Source organism: Bradyrhizobium sp. 45, from assembly GCF_023073155.1.
Taxonomy (GTDB): Bacteria; Pseudomonadota; Alphaproteobacteria; order Rhizobiales; family Xanthobacteraceae; genus Bradyrhizobium; species Bradyrhizobium canariense_D.
In genome coordinates this window covers 150,460-167,383 of the sequence record NZ_JADPIX010000155.1, presented here as the reverse complement: position 1 = coordinate 167,383, position 16,924 = coordinate 150,460, and the positions used below count along the sequence as shown (strand labels likewise).

Sequence of the window (16,924 nt, the reverse complement as noted above, 5' to 3'; positions counted from 1 at the left end):
GCAGAACAACGGCGGCGAGATGCATCCCGCCGCCGCATGTGTTTCGACGAAGAACTACTCCGCCAGCGCGTTGTACTTCTTCAGCGAGGCCTTCAGCTCGCTAAGCGCCGCGTCCGGATCCACGCCGGTCTTCTTCGCGCCGTCACTCCAGGTCTTCACCAGCGGCTCGGCGGCCTTCTTCCAGGCCGCGGTCTGCTCGGGCGTCAGCTTGTAGACCTCGTGACCGGACTCCGCCTTGACCTTGTCGATGCCGGCATCCTCGAACTTGCCCCAGTGCTCGCCGACCACGCCTGCCATTTCGACCGTGCAATTCTTGTCGATCGCGGCCTTCTGCTTGTCGGACATCGCATTGTACTTGTCCTTGTTCATGACGAACACGAAGGTCGTGGTGTAGAGCGGCGCCTCCATGTCGTATTTGGTCACCTTGTCGATGCCGAACAGCACCAGCGAGCCCCAGGGGAAGGTGACGCCATCGGCGACGCCGCGCTCGATGATGTCGCGCACTTCGGGCGCGGAGGATTGCACATTGGTGCCGCCGAGCGAGGTGACGAAGTTCGCCATGGTGGCGTGGGCGGGGCGGATCTTCAGGCCCTTCACGTCCTCCGGCATCACGATCTTCTTGGTGCGGGAATGGAAGGAGGAGGGCGAGTGGACGAAGGCGAGGCAGTATTTGACGTCCTTCATCTCCTTCTCGGCGTATTTGCGGTACCAGGCGTCGAGCCCCATCGAGCCGCCCTTGGCATCCGAGATCAGGAATGGCAATTCGCCAGCGCCGATGATCGGGAAACGGCCGGGCTGGTAGCCGGGATTGACATAGGTGACGTCGGCGATGCCGTCGCGCGCCATGTCGTAATGGTCGAACGCCTTGCCCATCTGCTGGGCCGGAAACACCTTGCCCTTGATGGTGCCGCCGGAATCCTTCTCGACCGCAGCAGCCCAGTCCTCCAGCGATTTCTGTAGTGGATGCGAGGCCGGCACCCAGTGCGAGATCTTCAAATCGAAGGTCTTGTCCTGCGCGAACGCAGGGCTCACGCTTGCTGCCAGCAGCAACGCCAGACAGGCTTTCCTCATCACGCGTCTCTCCCTCTTTTGACGGCGGGCTTCGATGGCCCGGTCTCGTTAATTAACATGTTATCTAGTTGGCCGGCGCGTTCAAGCCGGAACTGGCGCGACGTGCCGCCGCGCACTCCCTTTTGCCCAACCGTTATATGATATAATTATCGTGCGCGGACGGCAGCGACAAGCGAGCCACGCCGAAAGCCTACAGGATCGGGAGGAGCAAGTATTGCGGACAAAAGTCGCAATCATCGGGGCGGGGCCGGCAGGATTGTTGCTTGGGCAACTGCTGCATCATTATGGCATCGACAATGTCATTCTGGAGCGGCAGAGCCCGGACTATGTGCTCGGCCGCATCCGTGCCGGACTGCTGGAGGAGGGAACAGTTGCGCTGCTCGACCAGATCGGCGCCGGCGCACGGGCGCATGCCGAAGGGCTGGTGCATGAAGGGATCGAACTCACCTTCTCGGGGCGCCGCCACCGCATCGACATGAAGGCTGCGACCGGCAAGACGGTCATGATCTACGGCCAGACCGAGGTCACGCTCGATCTGATGAATGCGCGCACGGCCGCCGGCCTCACCTCGGTCTACGAGGCCAAGGACGTGCAGCCGCAGGATTTCGACGGCGGTCACCCGCGCGTAACCTACGTGAAAGATGGCGTCACCCACACCATCGATTGCGATTTCATCGCCGGTTGCGACGGGTTTCACGGCGTCAGCCGCGCCAGCGTTCCGGCTTCGGCCATCGAGGAGTTCGAGCGCATCTATCCGTTCGGCTGGCTGGGCATCCTCTCCGAGACGCCGCCGGTCAGCCACGAGCTGATCTATTCCAACCACGCCCGTGGCTTTGCGCTCTGCACCATGCGTTCGACCAGGCGCAGCCGTTACTATGTGCAGTGCGCGCTCGACGACCACGTCGACCAATGGCCGGACGACCGTTTCTGGGACGAGCTCAAGCGCCGGCTCGACCAGGACGCCGCCGACAGCTTGGTCACGGGCCCCTCGATTGAGAAGAGCATTGCGCCGCTGCGCAGCTTCGTCGCCGAGCCGATGCGCTTCGGCAGGATGTTCCTGTGCGGTGACGCCGCCCATATCGTGCCGCCGACCGGCGCCAAGGGGCTGAACCTGGCCGCGAGCGACGCGCATTATCTGTCGAGTGCGTTTCGCGAGTTCTACGACGAAAAATCCAGCGCCGGCATTGATGCCTATTCGGCGAAGGCGCTGGCGCGGGTCTGGAAGGCCGTGCGCTTCTCCTGGTGGATGACCTCGATGCTGCACAAATTCCCCGACACCGGCACCATCGGCGCGCGCATCCAGCTCGCCGAGCTCGACTATGTCACGCAGTCGCAGGCCGCGATGACCTCGCTGTCGGAGAATTACGTGGGGCTGCCGTTTTAGGGCGCGCCGTCATGCCTCGCGAAAGCGGGGCATCCAGTACGCCGCGGCCTCTCCGTATCACGTCACCGTCTCTGGAATACTGGATCACCCGCTTTCGCGGGTGATGACAGGGATAGCGGGGCGACGGCGCCACTCCTTTCAAACACCCGCGCAAATTCCGTTTAAAACTTTGTAGGTGGTGCATCTGTCCCGTCTGCCGCGTTCAATGGCGGGAGCCACCAACGCGAGACGGACATGACCAGCACCGACATTCCCGCCGGCTTCGAGCCGCACTTTCGCAAAGCCCCGCTCACCGATCCTTGGGAGCCGCTTTACTCCAGGAAGACCGACAACGGCGTCACCGTGGGATTGCGGCTGGCGAAACCGCACACCAACGCGCGCGGGCTGATCCATGGCGGCCTGATCGCGGCGCTGGCCGATGCCGCCATGGGCTACAGCTGCGCGCAGGCGACGGGCTGGACGACCTCGTTGGTCACGATCTCGCTGTCGGTCGACTATGTCGGCGCCGGCGAGATCGGCCAATGGCTCGCGGTCGAGGGTGAGGCGATCAAGACCGGCAGCACGATCTGTTTCGCGCAGTGCCTCGCGAAGGCCGACGGCGCCGTGATCGCCCGCGCCAGCGGCACCTTTCGCGTAGTGCCGAAGAAGGGGTGAGGGCGTCACCCGAATTTCCACTCCGCGGTCTCCACCACGAGATCGACGAAGGCACGCACCTTGGCGGAGAGCAGGCGCGAGGTCGGGTAGACGATGTGGATCGGCAACGCCGGCTGCTCGTATTTCGCCAACACGATTCTGAGCCGCCCGCGCCGCAGGCCCTCGGCAGCCTGATAGGCCAGCACCCGGGTCACGCCGCCGCCCGCCTCGGCATATTGCAGGGCGGCGTCGGCGCTGTTGCTGGCGAAGCGTGGATTCGGCGCCACCTCGATGTCGCGGCCGTCCTGCACGAAGCGCCAGTTCGCGGATGGACCGAAGGCGATGGTCTGGTGCCCGAGCAATGCCTCCGGCGTCTTCGGCTCGCCATGGCGCTTGAGATAGCCAGGTGTCGCCACCACGATCCGCCGCATCTCGCCGACCTGGCGCGCGACGAGGGAGGAGTCGGCGAGATGGCCGATCCGCACCGCGACGTCGACGGCATCTTCCACGAGATTGACCAGGTTGTCCGACAGCCGCAATTCGCAGGCGACCTCGGGATAGCGCTTGAGGTAGGCGATCATGACAGGCCCGACATGGAGCCGGCCAAAGCCGACCGGCGCCGACACCACCAGCCGCCCGCTCGGTCGGTTGCGCTCCTCCCGTGCCGAGCCGTCGGCCTCCTCGACATCGGCGAGGATGCGACGCGCGCGCTCGAGATAGCGCGTGCCGACGTCGGTCAGGGTCACTTGACGGGTGGTCCGCTGCAACAGCCGCGCGCCAAGATGCTCCTCCAGCGCCGCGATCAGCCGCGTCACCGCGGAGGGGGACAGCCGCAGTTTTCGTGCCGCCGGCGCGAAGCCGCGCAGGTCGGCGACGGTGACGAAAACATGCATGGCTTCGAGGCGATCCATGGCATTATTGCATATAACGCAACGATGAAGTGTCAAGCGGGATGATTGTTTTAGCCGGCGGGAGGTCCATTTTGGATGGCGAAGACGCAGGGATGCGCCGGGATTTCAGGAGATGTTCCGATGACGGCAACTCACACCTACGCCAGCGACGTGGCGTTCACGCCGGCGGTGAAGTCGATCCAGACCCGAAAGGGATCACGCGAAGGCTATGCCCATGCCGAGCAGCGCGGCTGGCGCACCGAGGTCGATGAGAACCTCGCGGCGTTCCTGGCCGACGCCAACAGCTTTTATCTCGCCACGGCATCGGCCGACGGCCAGCCCTACATCCAGCATCGTGGCGGCCCGAAGGGCTTCTTGAAGGTGCTGGACAAGCAGACGCTGGCTTTCACGGACTACGCCGGCAATCGGCAATACATCACGCAGGGAAACCTGTCTGAAAATCCCAAGGCCTACATCTTCGTGATGGACTACGCCCATCGCCGCCGGGTGAAGATCTGGGGCGAAGCGCGGGTGGTCGAGGACGACGAGGCGCTGACGACATCGCTGATGCCGAAAGGCTATCGCGCCCGGCCCGAGCAGGTGATCCTGTTCAAGATCGAAGCGTGGGACACGAACTGCCCGCAGCACATCCCGCAGAAGTTCGACGCTGGAGATGTGGCGGCGGCGCTGGCGGCAAGGGATGCGAAGATCGCGGAGCTGGAAGCAGAGCTCGCGGCGCTGAAGGGTGACAAGGGGGCAAGCTAGGCCACGATCTTCGTCTCTCCCTGAATCCTCCGATGTCATGCCCCGCGAAGGCGGGGCATCCAGTACGCCGCGGCGCCTCGGTTCAAGCACAGGTCTCTGGAATACTGGATCGTCCGCCCCTGTGCGCAATTGCGCACTAGGCGGACGATGACAGATGAGTTTGAGGAAGCGCGTCTCGAAGTTACAACACACTCGCCCCTTCGTGCTGGAAGCCGAGATAGCTCGCCGCCACGCGCTCATTCGCCGCGATGTCGCTGGCCTTGCCGCTGAGCACGAACTCGCCGAGCTCCATGACATAGGCCTGATCCGCGATCTTCAATGCCGCCTGCGCGTTCTGCTCGACCAGCAGCACGGAGACGCCGGCGGCGCGCAGTTCGGTGACGATGCGGAAAATGTCGGCGACGATGATCGGGGCGAGGCCGAGGCTCGGCTCGTCCAGCATCAGGAGCTTGGGCTCGCCCATCAGTGCGCGGCCCATTGCGAGCATCTGCTGCTCGCCGCCGGAGAGCGTGCCGGCGAGCTGCTTGCGCCGCTCCTTGAGCCGCGGAAACAGCGTGTAGACCCGCTCCATCGAGGCTTTCGCCTTGCTTCTCTCGATGCGGAAGGCCCCTAACTCGAGATTGTCCTCGACATTCATGGTCACGAACAATTCGCGGTGCTCGGGAACGAGGCCAAGCCCCATGGCGACGCGGTCCTCGATGTCGAGCCGCGACAGGTCCTGACCTGCGAATGAAACGCGCCCTTTCAGCGGCAAAATGCCGATGATGGCGGAGAGCAGCGTGGTCTTGCCGGCACCGTTGGCGCCGACGATGGTGACGATCTGGTTCTGGCCGACTTCGAGCGAGACCGAGCGCACGGCCTCGACCTTGCCATAGGCGACATGGGCGTTGGCGACGGACAACAGCGCGCTCATGCCGCCACTCCGAGATAGGCCTTGATCACTTCGGGATTGGTCTTGATCGTGGCCGGCGTTCCTTCCGCGATCTTGGTGCCGAAATCGAGCACCACGATGCGGTCGGCGAGGTTCATGACGAAGCCCATGTCGTGCTCGACCAGCAGGACGCTCATGCCGCCGTCGCGCAGCTCGCGCAGCAGCGTCGCGAGCCGCTCCTTCTCCATGTGGCGCAGGCCGGCGGCCGGCTCGTCGAGCAGCAGCAGCATCGGATCGACGCACAACGCACGGGCGATCTCGACGATCCGTTGCTGTCCCAGTGAGAGCGAGCCTGCGAGCTGATGCATCTGCTCGCCAAGTCCGACCCGCTCGATCTGGCGGGTGGCTTCGGCGAGCAGCTTTGCCTCATCAGTGCGGTCGAGCCGCAGCATCGAGGAGATCGGCCCCGAATGGCCGCGCAGATGGGCACCGATCGCGACGTTTTCCAGCACGGTCATATCAGGCACCAGCTTGACGTGCTGGAAGGTGCGGGAGATGCCGAGCTTGACGATCTCCTGCGGCGGCGCCCTGTCGACCTTGTTGCCGAGCACGGAGATCGAGCCCGAGCTGGCCGACAGCACGCCGGTGATCAGGTTGAAGGTGGTGCTCTTGCCGGCGCCGTTGGGGCCGATCAGCGCGACGATCTCGCGAGCCTGGACGTCGAAGGAGACGTTGTTCACCGCGACCACGCCGCCAAATTGTTTCCGCGCCTTCTCGACCTGGAGCAGGACGCTGGATTGGCCGGGCGAGCGGGTGCGCTGCTCCAGTTTCAGCGAAGTGTCTGGCTTCTTGCCACTGGTACGCTGGGGCAGGAACGACATCAGCCAGGGCCAGACGCCGCCGGGTGCGAGCTGGAGCAACGCCACCAGCATGATGCCGAACACGATGGTCTCGACCTGGCCCGAGCCGGGCAGGATCAACGGCAGGTAGCTCTGCAGCACTTCCTTCAGGACCACGACCAGCGCCGCGCCCAGGACGCCGCCCCAGACATAGCCGGCGCCGCCGACCACGGCGATGAAGAGATACTCGATGCCCGCCTGCGCGCCGAACGGCGTCGGGTTCACCGCGCGCTGAAGATGGGCGTAGAGCCAGCCGGAGAGGCCGGCGAGCACGGCGGCATGGATGAACACCAGCATTTTCGCCCGCGGGGTGTGCACGCCGAACGCCTCGGCCGCGACATGGCCGCGCCGGAGCGCGCGGATGGCGCGGCCGGTGCGGGAGTCCAGCAGGTTCATCGTGAGCAACGCCGAGAGGATCACGGCAACCCAGATCGCGTAGTAGATCGAGCCGGGCGAGAGCATTTTGAACGAGCCGATCGACAGCGGCGGGATCGCCGAGATGCCGTCGTTTCTTCCCAAAAATTCCAGCTTGCTGAAGAGATAGAACAAGCCGAGTCCCCAGGCGAGCGTGCCGAGCGGCAGATAATGGCCGGAGAGACGGACGGTGACGAGGCCGAGCAGCACCGCCAGCAATCCGCTGACCAGCAGCGACAGTGGTAGCGTCAGCCAGGGCGACATGCCGTAGGTTGTCGACAGCACCGCGGTGGTGTAGGCGCCGAAGCCGACGAAGGCCGCTTGTCCAAACGAGGTCAGGCCGCCGACGCCGGTCAGCAGCACGAGGCCCATCGCGACCAGGGCCGCGAGGCCGATATTGTCGAGCAGCACGATCCAGAATGGGGGCATGCCCGGAACAAACGGGATCGCCGCCATGATCAGCGCGAAGATGAGGATGGGGAGCCGGCTCTGCATCTTGGCGTCAGTCCTTCTCTTCCTCGACCGCAGGCGCCGCGAGCGAGCGCAGCAGCAGCACGGGAATCAAGAGCATGAAAACGATCACCTCCTTGTAGTTGGAGGCATAGAAGGACGAGAACGCCTCGACGATGCCGACGACTAGCGCCGCGACGGCGGTGAGGGGGTAGCTGACAAGCCCGCCGATGATCGCGGCGACAAAGCCCTTCAGGCCGATCAGGAAGCCCGAGTCGTAATACAGCGTCGTGATAGGCACGATCATGATGCCCGACAGTGCGCCGATGACGGACGCCAGCAGGAAGGCGATCTGACCGGATAGCGTGGTGCGGATGCCGACGAGCCGGGCACCGAGCCGGTTCACAGCGGTCGCGCGCAGCGCCTTGCCGTAAAGTGTCAACCCAAAGAACAGCCACAGCCCGACGATGAAGGCGATGGTAATGCCATAGACCGTGATGCTCTGGCCGGTGAAGCGCAGCGCACCGCTGGTGAAGGAGCCGGACAGCACGGCAGGTCCGCGCTGGCCTTCGGCGCCGAAGAACAAAAGGCCCAAACCCTGAAGCGCGAGGTGAACGCCCACCGAGGCGATCAACAGCACCAGCACGGAGGTGTGCGCCAGCGGCTGGAATGCGATGCGGTAGAGAAACAGGCCGATCATCGCCACGATCACCAGCGACAGTGCGATGCAGACCGCAACCGGCGGCTTCTGAGCGGCGTAGTAGACGGTCAGCGCCAGCACGATGGCCGGCAGCACGATATTGGTGATGACGCTGCGCAGGATCAGGCGTCCGTGCAGCGCCTTGCGCGCGGCGAACAGGTCGAACGCGAAGGCGCCAATGCCCAGGGCGAGCGCGAGTTTCGCCGTACCCGGCATCTGGCCCGCGGCCAGCGAGGCATAGGTCAGCGCGCCATAGGTGACGAATTCGCCTTGGGGAATGAGGATGACGCGGGTGACGGCGAACACCAGCACCAGCGCCAGGCCGAGCAGCGCATAGATCGCGCCATTGGTGATGCCGTCCTGCAGCAGGAACAGCATGATGGTGGTATTCAAGACCGGACGCTCCCCCTCAAAGATTCAGGACCGGTCCCCTGATTGTGGTGGACGGTCCGCTCACAGCCATTGAACAGCGCTGACGATATTTGATATGGTCCATAACAATTATCAAATATAACATCAAGGGTGGCGAACGATCCTCCCGAACTTAACGGGATTGCGAGCATGAGGCGATGACCGTTTCCAAAACCGCTGAAAAGTCCTCTGAAAAACCCGCCGAGACCGCCAAGGGCCGCAAGGACGCGGCCGACGGGCCTGGTGAAGCCCTCCAGCTCGGCGAGCTCTCGGAACAGCTCGGCTATGTCCTGAAGCGGGCACAGCTCAAGGTGTTCGAGAACTTCCTGCGCTGCATGGCCTCGCTCCAGCTCACGCCGGCGCAGTTCTCCGTGCTGCTGCTGGTCGAGAAAAACCCCGGCCATAACCAGACCGAGATCGCCTCCACCCTCGGCATCCTGCGCCCGAATTTCGTGGCGATGCTCGACAATCTCGAGAGCCGCGACCTTTGCGCGCGGATCCGCTCCACCAACGACCGCCGCTCGCACATCTTGGTGCTGACCGACAAGGGCAAGGCCGTGCTGGCCCGCGCCAAGAAGCTCGTCGCCACCAAGCACGAGGCCCGGCTGAACGAGCTGCTCGGGCCGTCCAACCGCGAAGCCCTGCTCGGGATGCTCTCGAAGATCGCCAACGAGTTTTGACGGTTGATTGCCCGGCGACCGGGCATCAAACCCGGAAGCGCGGGCGGGCTGGCGGCGGTTATGCCGCAGAGCGAACCGGTCGGGCATGGCAGGTGTTTTCGCGGACAGGAAATGGCGCTCGATTTCCTCGGCGGGCAACGGAGGGCTGAACAAATAGCCCTGCATTTCCGTGCAGCCCTCCGCTGCGATCCGGTCCCGTTGCTCCTCGCTCTCCACCCCCTCCGCCGTCGTCGTCATGCCCATCCCGCGCGCCAGTGCCGCCACCGCCCGCACGATGCTGAGGGATGCCGCATTGTTTTCCACGCCGCTGACGAAAGACCGGTCGATCTTGATCTTGTCGAAGGGGAAGCATTGCAGATAGGTCAGTGACGAATAGCCGGTGCCGAAATCGTCCATGGCGACCTTGATGCCCAGCGCCCGGAGCTGGTGCAGCGTCGTCAGCGTTCCGTTCCTGTCCTGCAGAAACACGCTTTCCGTGATCTCGATCTCCAGCCGCCGCGGATCGAGGCCGGAGGCCGCCAGCGCGCCGACGATCACCTCCGTCAGGCCCGGCTGGCGGAATTGCACCGCCGAGATGTTGACGGCGACGTGCAGATGGTCCGGCCATCGGCTTGCAGTGCCACAGGCCTGCCGGATCACCCATTCGCCGATCGGCACGATCAGGCCGATCTCTTCCGCAAGCGGGATAAAGCTGTTGGGCGCGACCAGTCCGCGCCGGGGATGTCGCCAGCGGATCAAGGCTTCGAAGCCGCTGATCTCGCCGCCGTCGGTCTTCACGACCGGCTGGTAGTGCAGTTCGAACTGGCCGGCGGCAAGGCCGTTGCGCAGGTCCTGCTCCAGCCCGCGACGGCTTTGCGCTTCTTCGCCCATGGCCGGTTCGAAGAAGCAGTGCATGCCGCGGCCGTCGCTTTTCGCGCGATACAGGGCCAGATCGGCATTGTGCAGGAGTTGCTCGGGCGTCGAGCCGTCGCCAGGCGCAATCGCGATCCCGATGCTCGCGCCCGCAATGGTCTGGTGTCCGTCGAGCCCGAACGGAGCACTCAGCGTCCTGACAACGTCGCGCGCCAGCAGGTCCGCCTCGCTCGAATCGGAAATCGGCGTCTGGAGGATCACGAATTCATCGCCACCCATGCGCGCGACCGTATCGCTGTCGCGCGCGAGCTGCTTGAGGCGGCGGCTGACATCCTGCAGCAGGATGTCGCCGGCCTGGTGGCCCAGGGTGTCGTTGACGGCCTTGAACTTGTCGAGATCGACGTGGTGGATCGCGAACATCCCGCCCTGTTCGAGCGCCTGCTTGAGGCGCTGACCGAGCAGGGCGCGATTGGCGAGGTCCGTCAGCGCGTCGTAGTGCGCCATATGCGCGATCTGCAATTCCGCCTTGCGCTGCTCGGTGATGTCTTCGTGGGTCGCGACCCACCTGAGATCGGGCATCGGTCGGTGCCTGATCTGAAGGTTCGCCCGTTCTGCATCTCGACGATGCTGTCCATGGCCTCGGCTGACATGGCGACATCGGTCCGCCATTTGGCGTATTCCTCCCGCGTCATCGCCGGCACGCTGCCGACCTCGTAGCGTAGGTCGAGGATCTCCTGGAGCGGCGTGCCCGGACGAACGCGGTCGGGCGGCAGGCCGTACATCTCGATAAAGTGCGTGTTGCAGACCACCAGCCGATGGTCGGCGCTGAAGAAGCAGAGTCCGTGCGACATGTTGTTGATCGCGATGTCGAACTGAAAATTGCGCTCCTGCAACCGCCGACTGAGCTCTTCGCGCTCTGTAATGTCCTCGTGCGTCGCCATGCCGCCGCCGTCGGGCAGGGGATGAATGGTGTAGGCGATGATTCGTCCGTCGGCGAATTGCTGGACCGTCTGCTCACTGACGACCGAACCCTCGGTGCGGGCACGGACATAGGCGCCGGCTTCTCCGCCGATGCTCAGGCCCAGTTTGAGCCGATGCTCGATCAGGTCCTTGATCGGCGTGCCCGGGTGCACCTGGTCGGGCGAGAGCGCGTACATCTCGCGGTAGATCAGCCCGACAATTCGCCCAATTTCGGGACATGTTCCTGAAACTGCGGCGAACGCGAGGTTAAGGGCGGCGATGCCCGCCCCCTGGAAAAGAGGACACCGACGAGAATTCAGAGATCGTTAACCATGTCGTCCGCCGAACCGCGCGGGGCGCCGGCGGGATGGCGATGCCACCGTGTCAGTCGACCAGGATTACCCTGATGTCGTTCACATTGGTCAGCGTGGGCCCCGGCAGCAACAGGTCGCCCGTCGCCTCGAAGAACGTGGTCGCGTCGTTGTTGTCGAGATAGGCCTGCGGCTGCAGCCGCTGCGCCGCCATCTTCGCGAACGTCGCCGCGTCGATCAGCGCGCCGGCGGGATCAGTGGGATTGCCGGCACCGCCATCGGCGCCGTCGGTGTCGCCGGCGAGCGCGGAGATGTCAGGCGTGTCCTTCAAGAGGCCGGCGAGCGCCAGCGCGTATTCCTGGTTCGGGCCGCCGCGGCCATTGCCGCGCACGGTGACCGTGAGCTCGCCGCCGGAGAGGATCGCGACACGCTTGCCCTGCGCGCGGGCCTGAAGCGCCAGCCTGGCGTGATCGGCGGCAACGTCGCGGGCCTCCCCTTCGAGGTCGGCGCCGAGATCGATCGTCTCGTAACCGGCCTCATGCGCGAGTTTGACCGCAGCGTCGAGCGATTGCTTCGGACGTGCGATCAATTCGAAATGCGCGCGCGCGAAGGCGGCATCACCGGGCTTGCAGCTCTCGTTGGCGGGGTCGTCCAGCGCGCGGCGGACGGCATCGTCGATGTCGAGCTTGTACCTGGCGACGATGGCGCGCGCATCATTGAGCGTGGTCGGATCGGGCACGGTCGGACCGGAGGCGATTGCGGAGGGATCGTCATGCGGCACGTCGGAAATCGCAAGCGTCACGATCTCGGCGGCATTTTTGCCGGCGCGCGCCAGCCGCCCGCCCTTGATCCGCGACAGATGCTTGCGCACGACATTCATCTCGCCGATCGGCGCGCCGGAGCGGAGCAGCGCCTTGTTGACCGCCTGCTTCTGCCCGAAGCTGATGCCGTTGACGGGCGCGATCCAGTTCGCCGAGCCGCCGCCGGTGAGCAGCACCAAGAGCAGATCGTCCGGCCCGGCCTCGGCCGCGAGCGCCAGCGTGTCGGCCGCGCCCTTCAGGCCGGCTTCGTCGGGCACGGGATGACCGGCCTCGACCACGCGGATGCGGCGCGTCGGCACGCCGTAGCCGTGACGCGTGGTGGCGATGCCGACGAGGCGTTCCGGTGCGAGCCCGAGCGTGTCGAGATAATGCCGCTCGGCGGCGGCGGCCATCGCGGCCGCGCCCTTGCCGGCGGCGAGACAGATCACGCGTCCCTTTGGCGCGGGCCGCAGGTGCGGCGCCAGAATTGTGCTCGGATGAGCGGCGGCAACGGCGGCGTCGTAGAGCGCGCGGAGCAGGGGGCGTCGGTCGGTCATGACGAAGGGCCTTGAGCGGACAGGAAAGACTGGCGGCGAACGCGCCGCTCACCTGCCTACCGCATCATGCGCCAAAGCGTAAGCCGGCTTTGCCATCATTCGATTGTGCAATCGCGTGATCATAATCGCCGCGCAAGCAAAAACCCCCTGCGATGGTTCGCAGGGGGTTTCCGTCGTCGCGTCCTTGATGGGGCTAACCGCCGACGTCGGCGCTGATCACGTCTCCGAACAGCTCAAACTTCTCGCCTTTGAACTTCTCGAGTTGAAGCTGGCTGATCGGCGCGAAATCGGTCGGCGAGGTGTTGATCTTCACGCCCGGCAGCAGGGCCTCGGTGCGGAAGTCCTTCAGATTCGCCGCTTGCTTCATGACGTTCTCGCGCGTGAGATCGTCACCGCACTGCTTCAAGACCTGAACCAGGGTCTGGGCCACGGCATAGCCGACGATCGTGCCCTTATCGAGCTTGTCGCCCTCGGGGAAGTATTTGGTCATGAAGGCGAGAAAGTCCTTCATGCCGGCATCATTGGCCCACTGCGGATCCGATACGTCCTTCAGATAATCGGCCGAGATGATGTCCTGGCCGTTCTCGAAGCCGGCAGGCTTCATCACGCTGCCGACGGAGGCAGAGACGTTGTTGAGGAAGTGCAGCGGCTTCCAGCCGATCTCGGCGTTCTTCTTGATCGCCTGGGCTGCGAATTTCGGCGTCGTGATGTTCATGAAGACGTCGGCGCCGGTCGACTTCAGCTTGACGATGTGGTTGTCGATGGTCGGTTCGGAGGTCTCGTAGCTCTCCTCCACGACGATCATCGACGCGGCTTTGGCGCCGAGGCCGTCCTTCAGGCCCTTGAGATAATCCTTGCCGTAATCATCGTTCTGGAACAGCACGGCGATCTTGGCGTCGGGCTTGTTCTTCAGCAGCCACTTCGCGTAGATCTGCGTCTCGCTCTGGTAGTTGGGCTGCCACCCCATGGTCCAGGGGAAGTTCTGCGGATCGTTCCACTTGGTGGCGCCGGTGGCGACGAAGAGCTGCGGCACCTTCTTCGAGTTCATGTATTTGTGGATCGCCGAGTTCGGCGGCGTGCCGAGCGAGTTGAAGATGAACAGCACCTCGTCGCTCTCGACCAGCTTGCGCGCCTGCTCCACCGTTTTCGGCGGCGAGTAGGCGTCGTCGTAGCTGATGAAGTTGATCTTGCGACCGTTGATGCCGCCTTCGTCGTTGATCTTCTTGAAATAGGCGGCTTCGGTCCGTCCGATGATGCCGTAGGCGGAGGCCGGTCCGCTGTAAGGCATGATGTTGCCGACCTTGATCTCGGTATCGGTCGCGCCGGTGTCGTATTTCTTCTGGGCCGATGCAGTGGAGGCCGAGGCCGCAATGAGCGCGAGCGCCAGTGACGCGGCCGCAAGTTTGCCGGTGACAGCGGGCATTCCTATCTCCCTATTTTCTTGGTGTGTGTGCGTCCCTTTTCTTGTGTTGCCTGTTTTTGGTGACGCAGCCGCAATTCAATACGATTTACCTGATGCCTACAACAGAAAGCCCCTGCGGCGGGGTCGCGGGGGCTGCTTCTTTAGTAGTCAGGGGCGGCCGCGCGCTCGTGTGCGACTGCGAGAAGAGGCATCCGCTTGAGTTGATGAACCGATCAGGAGCGAGTTTGAGTTGCGCGGCTTCAGTGGTCGAGCTCGCTCGAGATCACGTCCCCGAACAGCTCCCACTTCTTGCCCTTGAAGCGCATCATCTGGAGCTGCTCGATCGGGGCGAAATCGTCGGCTGCGGTGTTGATCTTGATGCCTGGCAACAGCGTGTCGGGCTGGAAATCCTTCAAGGAGGCGGCCTGCTTCATGACGTTGTCGCGGGTGAGGTCGTCACCGCACATTTGCAGCACCTTCACCATGGTCTGCGCGGCGGCATAGCCGAACACCACGCCGGCATCGAGCTTGTTGGCCTTGGGATCGTATTTGGCGAGGAAGTTGTAGAATTTCTTCATGCCGTCATCGGCATTCCATTGCGGGTCGGAGGCGTCCTTGGTGTAGCTCGCCGACAGGATCCCTTGCGAGATCTCGAGCCCCGCCGGCTCGAGTACGCCGCCGACCGAGGCCGAGACGTTGGAGATGATGTGGACCGGATGCCAGCCGATCTCGGCCGCCTTCTTGATCGCCTGCGCTGCAAATTTCGGGGTGGTGATGCTGACGAAAATGTCGGCGCCGGAGGCCTTCAATTTCACAACGTGCTCGTCGATTGCCGGCTCCGACGTGTCGTAACCGTCTTCCAGCACGATCATCGAGGCCTTGGGTCCAAGGCCATCCTTCAGCCCTTTCAGGTAGTCCTTGCCGAAATCGTCGTTCTGATAGAGCACGCCGATCTTGCCGTCCGGCTTCTCCTTCATGATGTATTTGGCGTAGATGCGCGCCTCGCTGGCGTAGCTCGGCTGCCAGCCCATGGTCCAGGGATATTGCTTCGGATCGTTCCACTTCGAAGCGCCGCTCGCCACGAACAATTGCGGCACCTTCTTCTCGTTCATGTATTTGCGGATGGCGCCGTTGGTGGAGGTGCCGAGCGAGCCGAAGATCAGCAGCACCCCGTCGCTCTCGACCAGCTTGCGGGCCTGCTCCACCGTCTTCGGCGGCGAATAGCCGTCGTCGTAGGAGATGAACTTGATCTTGCGGCCGCCGATGCCGCCCTCGGCATTGATCTTGTTGAAATAGGCTTCCTCGGCCTTGCCGATCGCCGCATAGGCGGAGGCCGGGCCGCTATAGGGCATGATGTTGCCGATTTTGATCTCGGTATCGGAAGCGCCGCTGTCGTATTTCTTCTGCGCCAGGACCGGGCCGCTCATCGCAGTGCACAACGCGAATGCGGCCAGAACGCCCGCAACCTGAAATCGAACGGCAGTCATCTTTCTCCACCCGGAACGGATCGCCGCCGCATTGAACAAGATTGATGCGGGACGTCAACAAAAAGCCCCCGCGATTCGTTCGCGGGGGCTTCTCGATGTGTCGGACTATAGCGTCAGAGCGTCACTCCGTGGCGATGTCGCCGCTGATGATCTCGCCGAAGAGTTCCCACTTCTCGCCCTTGAAACGCTGCATCTGGAGCTGGGCGATCGGGGCGAAGTCGGTTGGGCTGGTGTTGATCTTGACGCCGGGCAGCAGGGTATCCGGTGCGAAATCCTTCAACGAGGCCGCCTGCTTCATGATGTTGGCCCGGGTCAGATCGTCGCCGCACATCTCCAGGACCTTGGCCAGCGTCGACGCCGCGCCGTAGCCGTAGACCATGCTGGTGTCGGACTTGTCGGCACCCGGCATGTACTTGTCGACGAACTCGTTCCACTTCTTCATGCCGGGGTCGTTGGCCCACTGCGGGTCCGTGGAGTCCTTGGCATAGGCCGCCGACAGCACGCCCTGCGAGGCCTCGAAGCCGGCCGGCTTCATCACGCTGCCGACCGAGATCGACACGTTGGTGAGGATCTGCAGCGGCTTCCAGCTCAGCTCGGCGGTCTTCTTGATGGTCTGGGCCGCGAACTTCGGCGTCGCGTAGATCAGCAGGACGTCGGGATTGGCCGCCTTGATCTTGACGATGTGACCGTCGATCGAGGGTTCGGACACCTCGTAGCTTTCTTCCATGATGATCATGGACGCGCCCTTGGCGCCCAGGCCGTCCTTGGTGCCCTTGAGGTAGTCTTTGCCGAAATCGTCGTTCTGATAGAGGATCGCGATCTTGGCGTCCGGCTTTTCCTTCAACAGCCATTTCGCGTAGATCTGCGCTTCGCTCTGGTAGGACGGCTGCCAGCCCATGGTCCAGGGGAAGTTCTTCGGGTCATTCCACTTGGTGGCGCCGGTGGCGACGAACAGCTGCGGGATCTTCTTGGCGTTGAGGTATTTCTGGATCGCGCTGTTCGAGGGCGTGCCGAGCGGGTTGAACACGACGATCACCTCGTCGCTCTCGACCAGCTTGCGGACCTGCTCGACGGCCTTCGGCGGCGAATAGCCGTCGTCATAGGTGACGAAGTTGATCTTGCGGCCGTTGATGCCGCCCTTGTCGTTGATCATCTTGAAGTAGGCTTCTTCGGTCTTGCCGATGATGCCATAGGCCGAGGCCGGACCGCTATACGGCATGATGTTGCCGATCTTGATCTCGGTATCGGACGCGCCGGTGTCATATTTTTTCTGGGCGAATGCGGCGCCGGAGGTGAGAGTGATGACCGCCGTTGCCGTCACCAGCGCAGCGGTTCGCAGTGTTCTTTCAAAAAACAATTCGGGTCTCCTTAGCTTAATCAACGGGTT

At 63.7% G+C, this 16,924-nt stretch carries 14 protein-coding genes and 1 pseudogene; 4 read left to right on the top strand and 11 right to left on the bottom strand.

From position 1 onward, the window contains the following. Positions 1 to 54: 54 nt before the first annotated feature. Positions 55 to 1,071 carry a TRAP transporter substrate-binding protein gene (locus IVB42_RS41090; protein ID WP_018458470.1) on the bottom strand — a complete coding sequence of 339 codons (1,017 nt, stop codon included), beginning with the start codon at positions 1,069 to 1,071 and terminating at the stop codon, positions 55 to 57. A gap of 214 nt (positions 1,072 to 1,285) precedes the next feature. Between IVB42_RS41090 and pobA the strand changes: the two genes are divergently transcribed. Both pobA and IVB42_RS41080 read left to right on the top strand, forming a co-directional pair. Further along, the gene (gene pobA, locus IVB42_RS41085; RefSeq protein ID WP_026233588.1) at positions 1,286 to 2,455 is read left to right on the top strand and encodes a 4-hydroxybenzoate 3-monooxygenase; all 1,170 of its coding nucleotides are present in this window, start codon (positions 1,286 to 1,288) and stop codon (positions 2,453 to 2,455) included. A gap of 234 nt (positions 2,456 to 2,689) precedes the next feature. Continuing rightward, positions 2,690 to 3,109 carry a PaaI family thioesterase gene (locus IVB42_RS41080; protein ID WP_018458472.1) on the top strand — a complete coding sequence of 140 codons (420 nt, stop codon included), beginning with the start codon at positions 2,690 to 2,692 and terminating at the stop codon, positions 3,107 to 3,109. Between the two features lie 5 nt (positions 3,110 to 3,114). Here the strand turns inward: IVB42_RS41080 and IVB42_RS41075 are convergent, their stop codons facing one another. Further along, a complete protein-coding gene (locus IVB42_RS41075) occupies positions 3,115 to 3,999 on the bottom strand; it encodes a LysR family transcriptional regulator (RefSeq protein WP_018458473.1) in 885 nt (294 codons plus the stop codon). 120 nt (positions 4,000 to 4,119) lie between these two features. Here IVB42_RS41075 and IVB42_RS41070 point away from each other — a divergent pair, with 120 nt between their 5' ends. Then, complete coding sequence (locus tag IVB42_RS41070; protein ID WP_018458474.1) at positions 4,120 to 4,743, top strand: pyridoxamine 5'-phosphate oxidase family protein; 624 nt, start codon at positions 4,120 to 4,122, stop codon at positions 4,741 to 4,743. A 181-nt stretch (positions 4,744 to 4,924) separates the two neighbouring features. Here IVB42_RS41070 and IVB42_RS41065 read toward each other — a convergent pair whose 3' ends face one another. Genes IVB42_RS41065 through IVB42_RS41055 form a run of 3 tightly spaced genes read right to left on the bottom strand, consistent with a single transcriptional unit; the run spans position 4,925 to position 8,470 of the window. After that, a complete protein-coding gene (locus IVB42_RS41065; protein ID WP_018458475.1) occupies positions 4,925 to 5,656 on the bottom strand; it encodes an ABC transporter ATP-binding protein in 732 nt (243 codons plus the stop codon). After that, positions 5,653 to 7,422: a branched-chain amino acid ABC transporter ATP-binding protein/permease gene (locus tag IVB42_RS41060; protein ID WP_018458476.1), complete on the bottom strand. Its 1,770-nt coding sequence runs from the start codon at positions 7,420 to 7,422 to the stop codon at positions 5,653 to 5,655. Before IVB42_RS41060 ends, IVB42_RS41065 begins: the two co-directional genes overlap by 4 nt. Before the next feature lie 7 nt (positions 7,423 to 7,429). After that, positions 7,430 to 8,470 (bottom strand): branched-chain amino acid ABC transporter permease, encoded by a 1,041-nt coding sequence (locus tag IVB42_RS41055; RefSeq protein ID WP_026233590.1) that lies wholly within the window; start codon positions 8,468 to 8,470, stop codon positions 7,430 to 7,432. A gap of 176 nt (positions 8,471 to 8,646) precedes the next feature. Here IVB42_RS41055 and IVB42_RS41050 point away from each other — a divergent pair, with 176 nt between their 5' ends. Next, positions 8,647 to 9,168 (top strand): MarR family transcriptional regulator, encoded by a 522-nt coding sequence (locus IVB42_RS41050; protein WP_247399513.1) that lies wholly within the window; start codon positions 8,647 to 8,649, stop codon positions 9,166 to 9,168. A 198-nt stretch (positions 9,169 to 9,366) separates the two neighbouring features. Here the strand turns inward: IVB42_RS41050 and IVB42_RS41045 are convergent. The 6 genes and pseudogenes from IVB42_RS41045 to IVB42_RS41020 all read right to left on the bottom strand — a co-directional run. After that, positions 9,367 to 10,524 (bottom strand): annotated as a pseudogene (locus tag IVB42_RS41045) (EAL domain-containing protein); the annotation flags it as partial. Continuing rightward, the gene (locus IVB42_RS41040; RefSeq protein ID WP_026233591.1) at positions 10,503 to 11,177 is read right to left on the bottom strand and encodes a PAS-domain containing protein; all 675 of its coding nucleotides are present in this window, start codon (positions 11,175 to 11,177) and stop codon (positions 10,503 to 10,505) included. The pseudogene IVB42_RS41045 and the gene IVB42_RS41040, both read right to left, overlap by 22 nt. A gap of 187 nt (positions 11,178 to 11,364) precedes the next feature. Then, positions 11,365 to 12,648 (bottom strand): glycerate kinase, encoded by a 1,284-nt coding sequence (locus IVB42_RS41035; RefSeq protein WP_018458478.1) that lies wholly within the window; start codon positions 12,646 to 12,648, stop codon positions 11,365 to 11,367. Between the two features lie 193 nt (positions 12,649 to 12,841). Continuing rightward, complete coding sequence (locus IVB42_RS41030; protein ID WP_018458479.1) at positions 12,842 to 14,071, bottom strand: ABC transporter substrate-binding protein; 1,230 nt, start codon at positions 14,069 to 14,071, stop codon at positions 12,842 to 12,844. A gap of 239 nt (positions 14,072 to 14,310) precedes the next feature. Further along, positions 14,311 to 15,537, bottom strand: a complete 1,227-nt coding sequence (locus tag IVB42_RS41025) for an ABC transporter substrate-binding protein (RefSeq protein ID WP_018458480.1) — start codon at positions 15,535 to 15,537, stop codon at positions 14,311 to 14,313. A 121-nt stretch (positions 15,538 to 15,658) separates the two neighbouring features. Beyond that, on the bottom strand, positions 15,659 to 16,894 hold the full coding sequence (locus IVB42_RS41020; RefSeq protein WP_026233592.1) for an ABC transporter substrate-binding protein: 1,236 nt from the start codon (positions 16,892 to 16,894) through the stop codon (positions 15,659 to 15,661). Between the last annotated feature and the right edge of the window lie 30 nt (positions 16,895 to 16,924).

Excerpts from the sequence above, each read along its gene's own strand:
- IVB42_RS41060 (WP_018458476.1), bottom strand. The coding sequence starts at position 7,422 with ATGCAGAGCCGGCTCCCCATCCTCATCTTCGCGCTGATCATGGCGGCG.
- IVB42_RS41035 (WP_018458478.1), bottom strand. The coding sequence starts at position 12,648 with ATGACCGACCGACGCCCCCTGCTCCGCGCGCTCTACGACGCCGCCGTT.
- IVB42_RS41050 (WP_247399513.1), top strand. The coding sequence starts at position 8,647 with ATGACCGTTTCCAAAACCGCTGAAAAGTCCTCTGAAAAACCCGCCGAG.
- IVB42_RS41040 (WP_026233591.1), bottom strand. The coding sequence starts at position 11,177 with ATGTACGCGCTCTCGCCCGACCAGGTGCACCCGGGCACGCCGATCAAG.
- IVB42_RS41070 (WP_018458474.1), top strand. The coding sequence starts at position 4,120 with ATGACGGCAACTCACACCTACGCCAGCGACGTGGCGTTCACGCCGGCG.
- IVB42_RS41075 (WP_018458473.1), bottom strand. The coding sequence starts at position 3,999 with ATGGATCGCCTCGAAGCCATGCATGTTTTCGTCACCGTCGCCGACCTG.
- IVB42_RS41030 (WP_018458479.1), bottom strand. The coding sequence starts at position 14,071 with ATGCCCGCTGTCACCGGCAAACTTGCGGCCGCGTCACTGGCGCTCGCG.
- IVB42_RS41065 (WP_018458475.1), bottom strand. The coding sequence starts at position 5,656 with ATGAGCGCGCTGTTGTCCGTCGCCAACGCCCATGTCGCCTATGGCAAG.
- IVB42_RS41025 (WP_018458480.1), bottom strand. The coding sequence starts at position 15,537 with ATGACTGCCGTTCGATTTCAGGTTGCGGGCGTTCTGGCCGCATTCGCG.
- IVB42_RS41090 (WP_018458470.1), bottom strand. The coding sequence starts at position 1,071 with ATGAGGAAAGCCTGTCTGGCGTTGCTGCTGGCAGCAAGCGTGAGCCCT.
- IVB42_RS41080 (WP_018458472.1), top strand. The coding sequence starts at position 2,690 with ATGACCAGCACCGACATTCCCGCCGGCTTCGAGCCGCACTTTCGCAAA.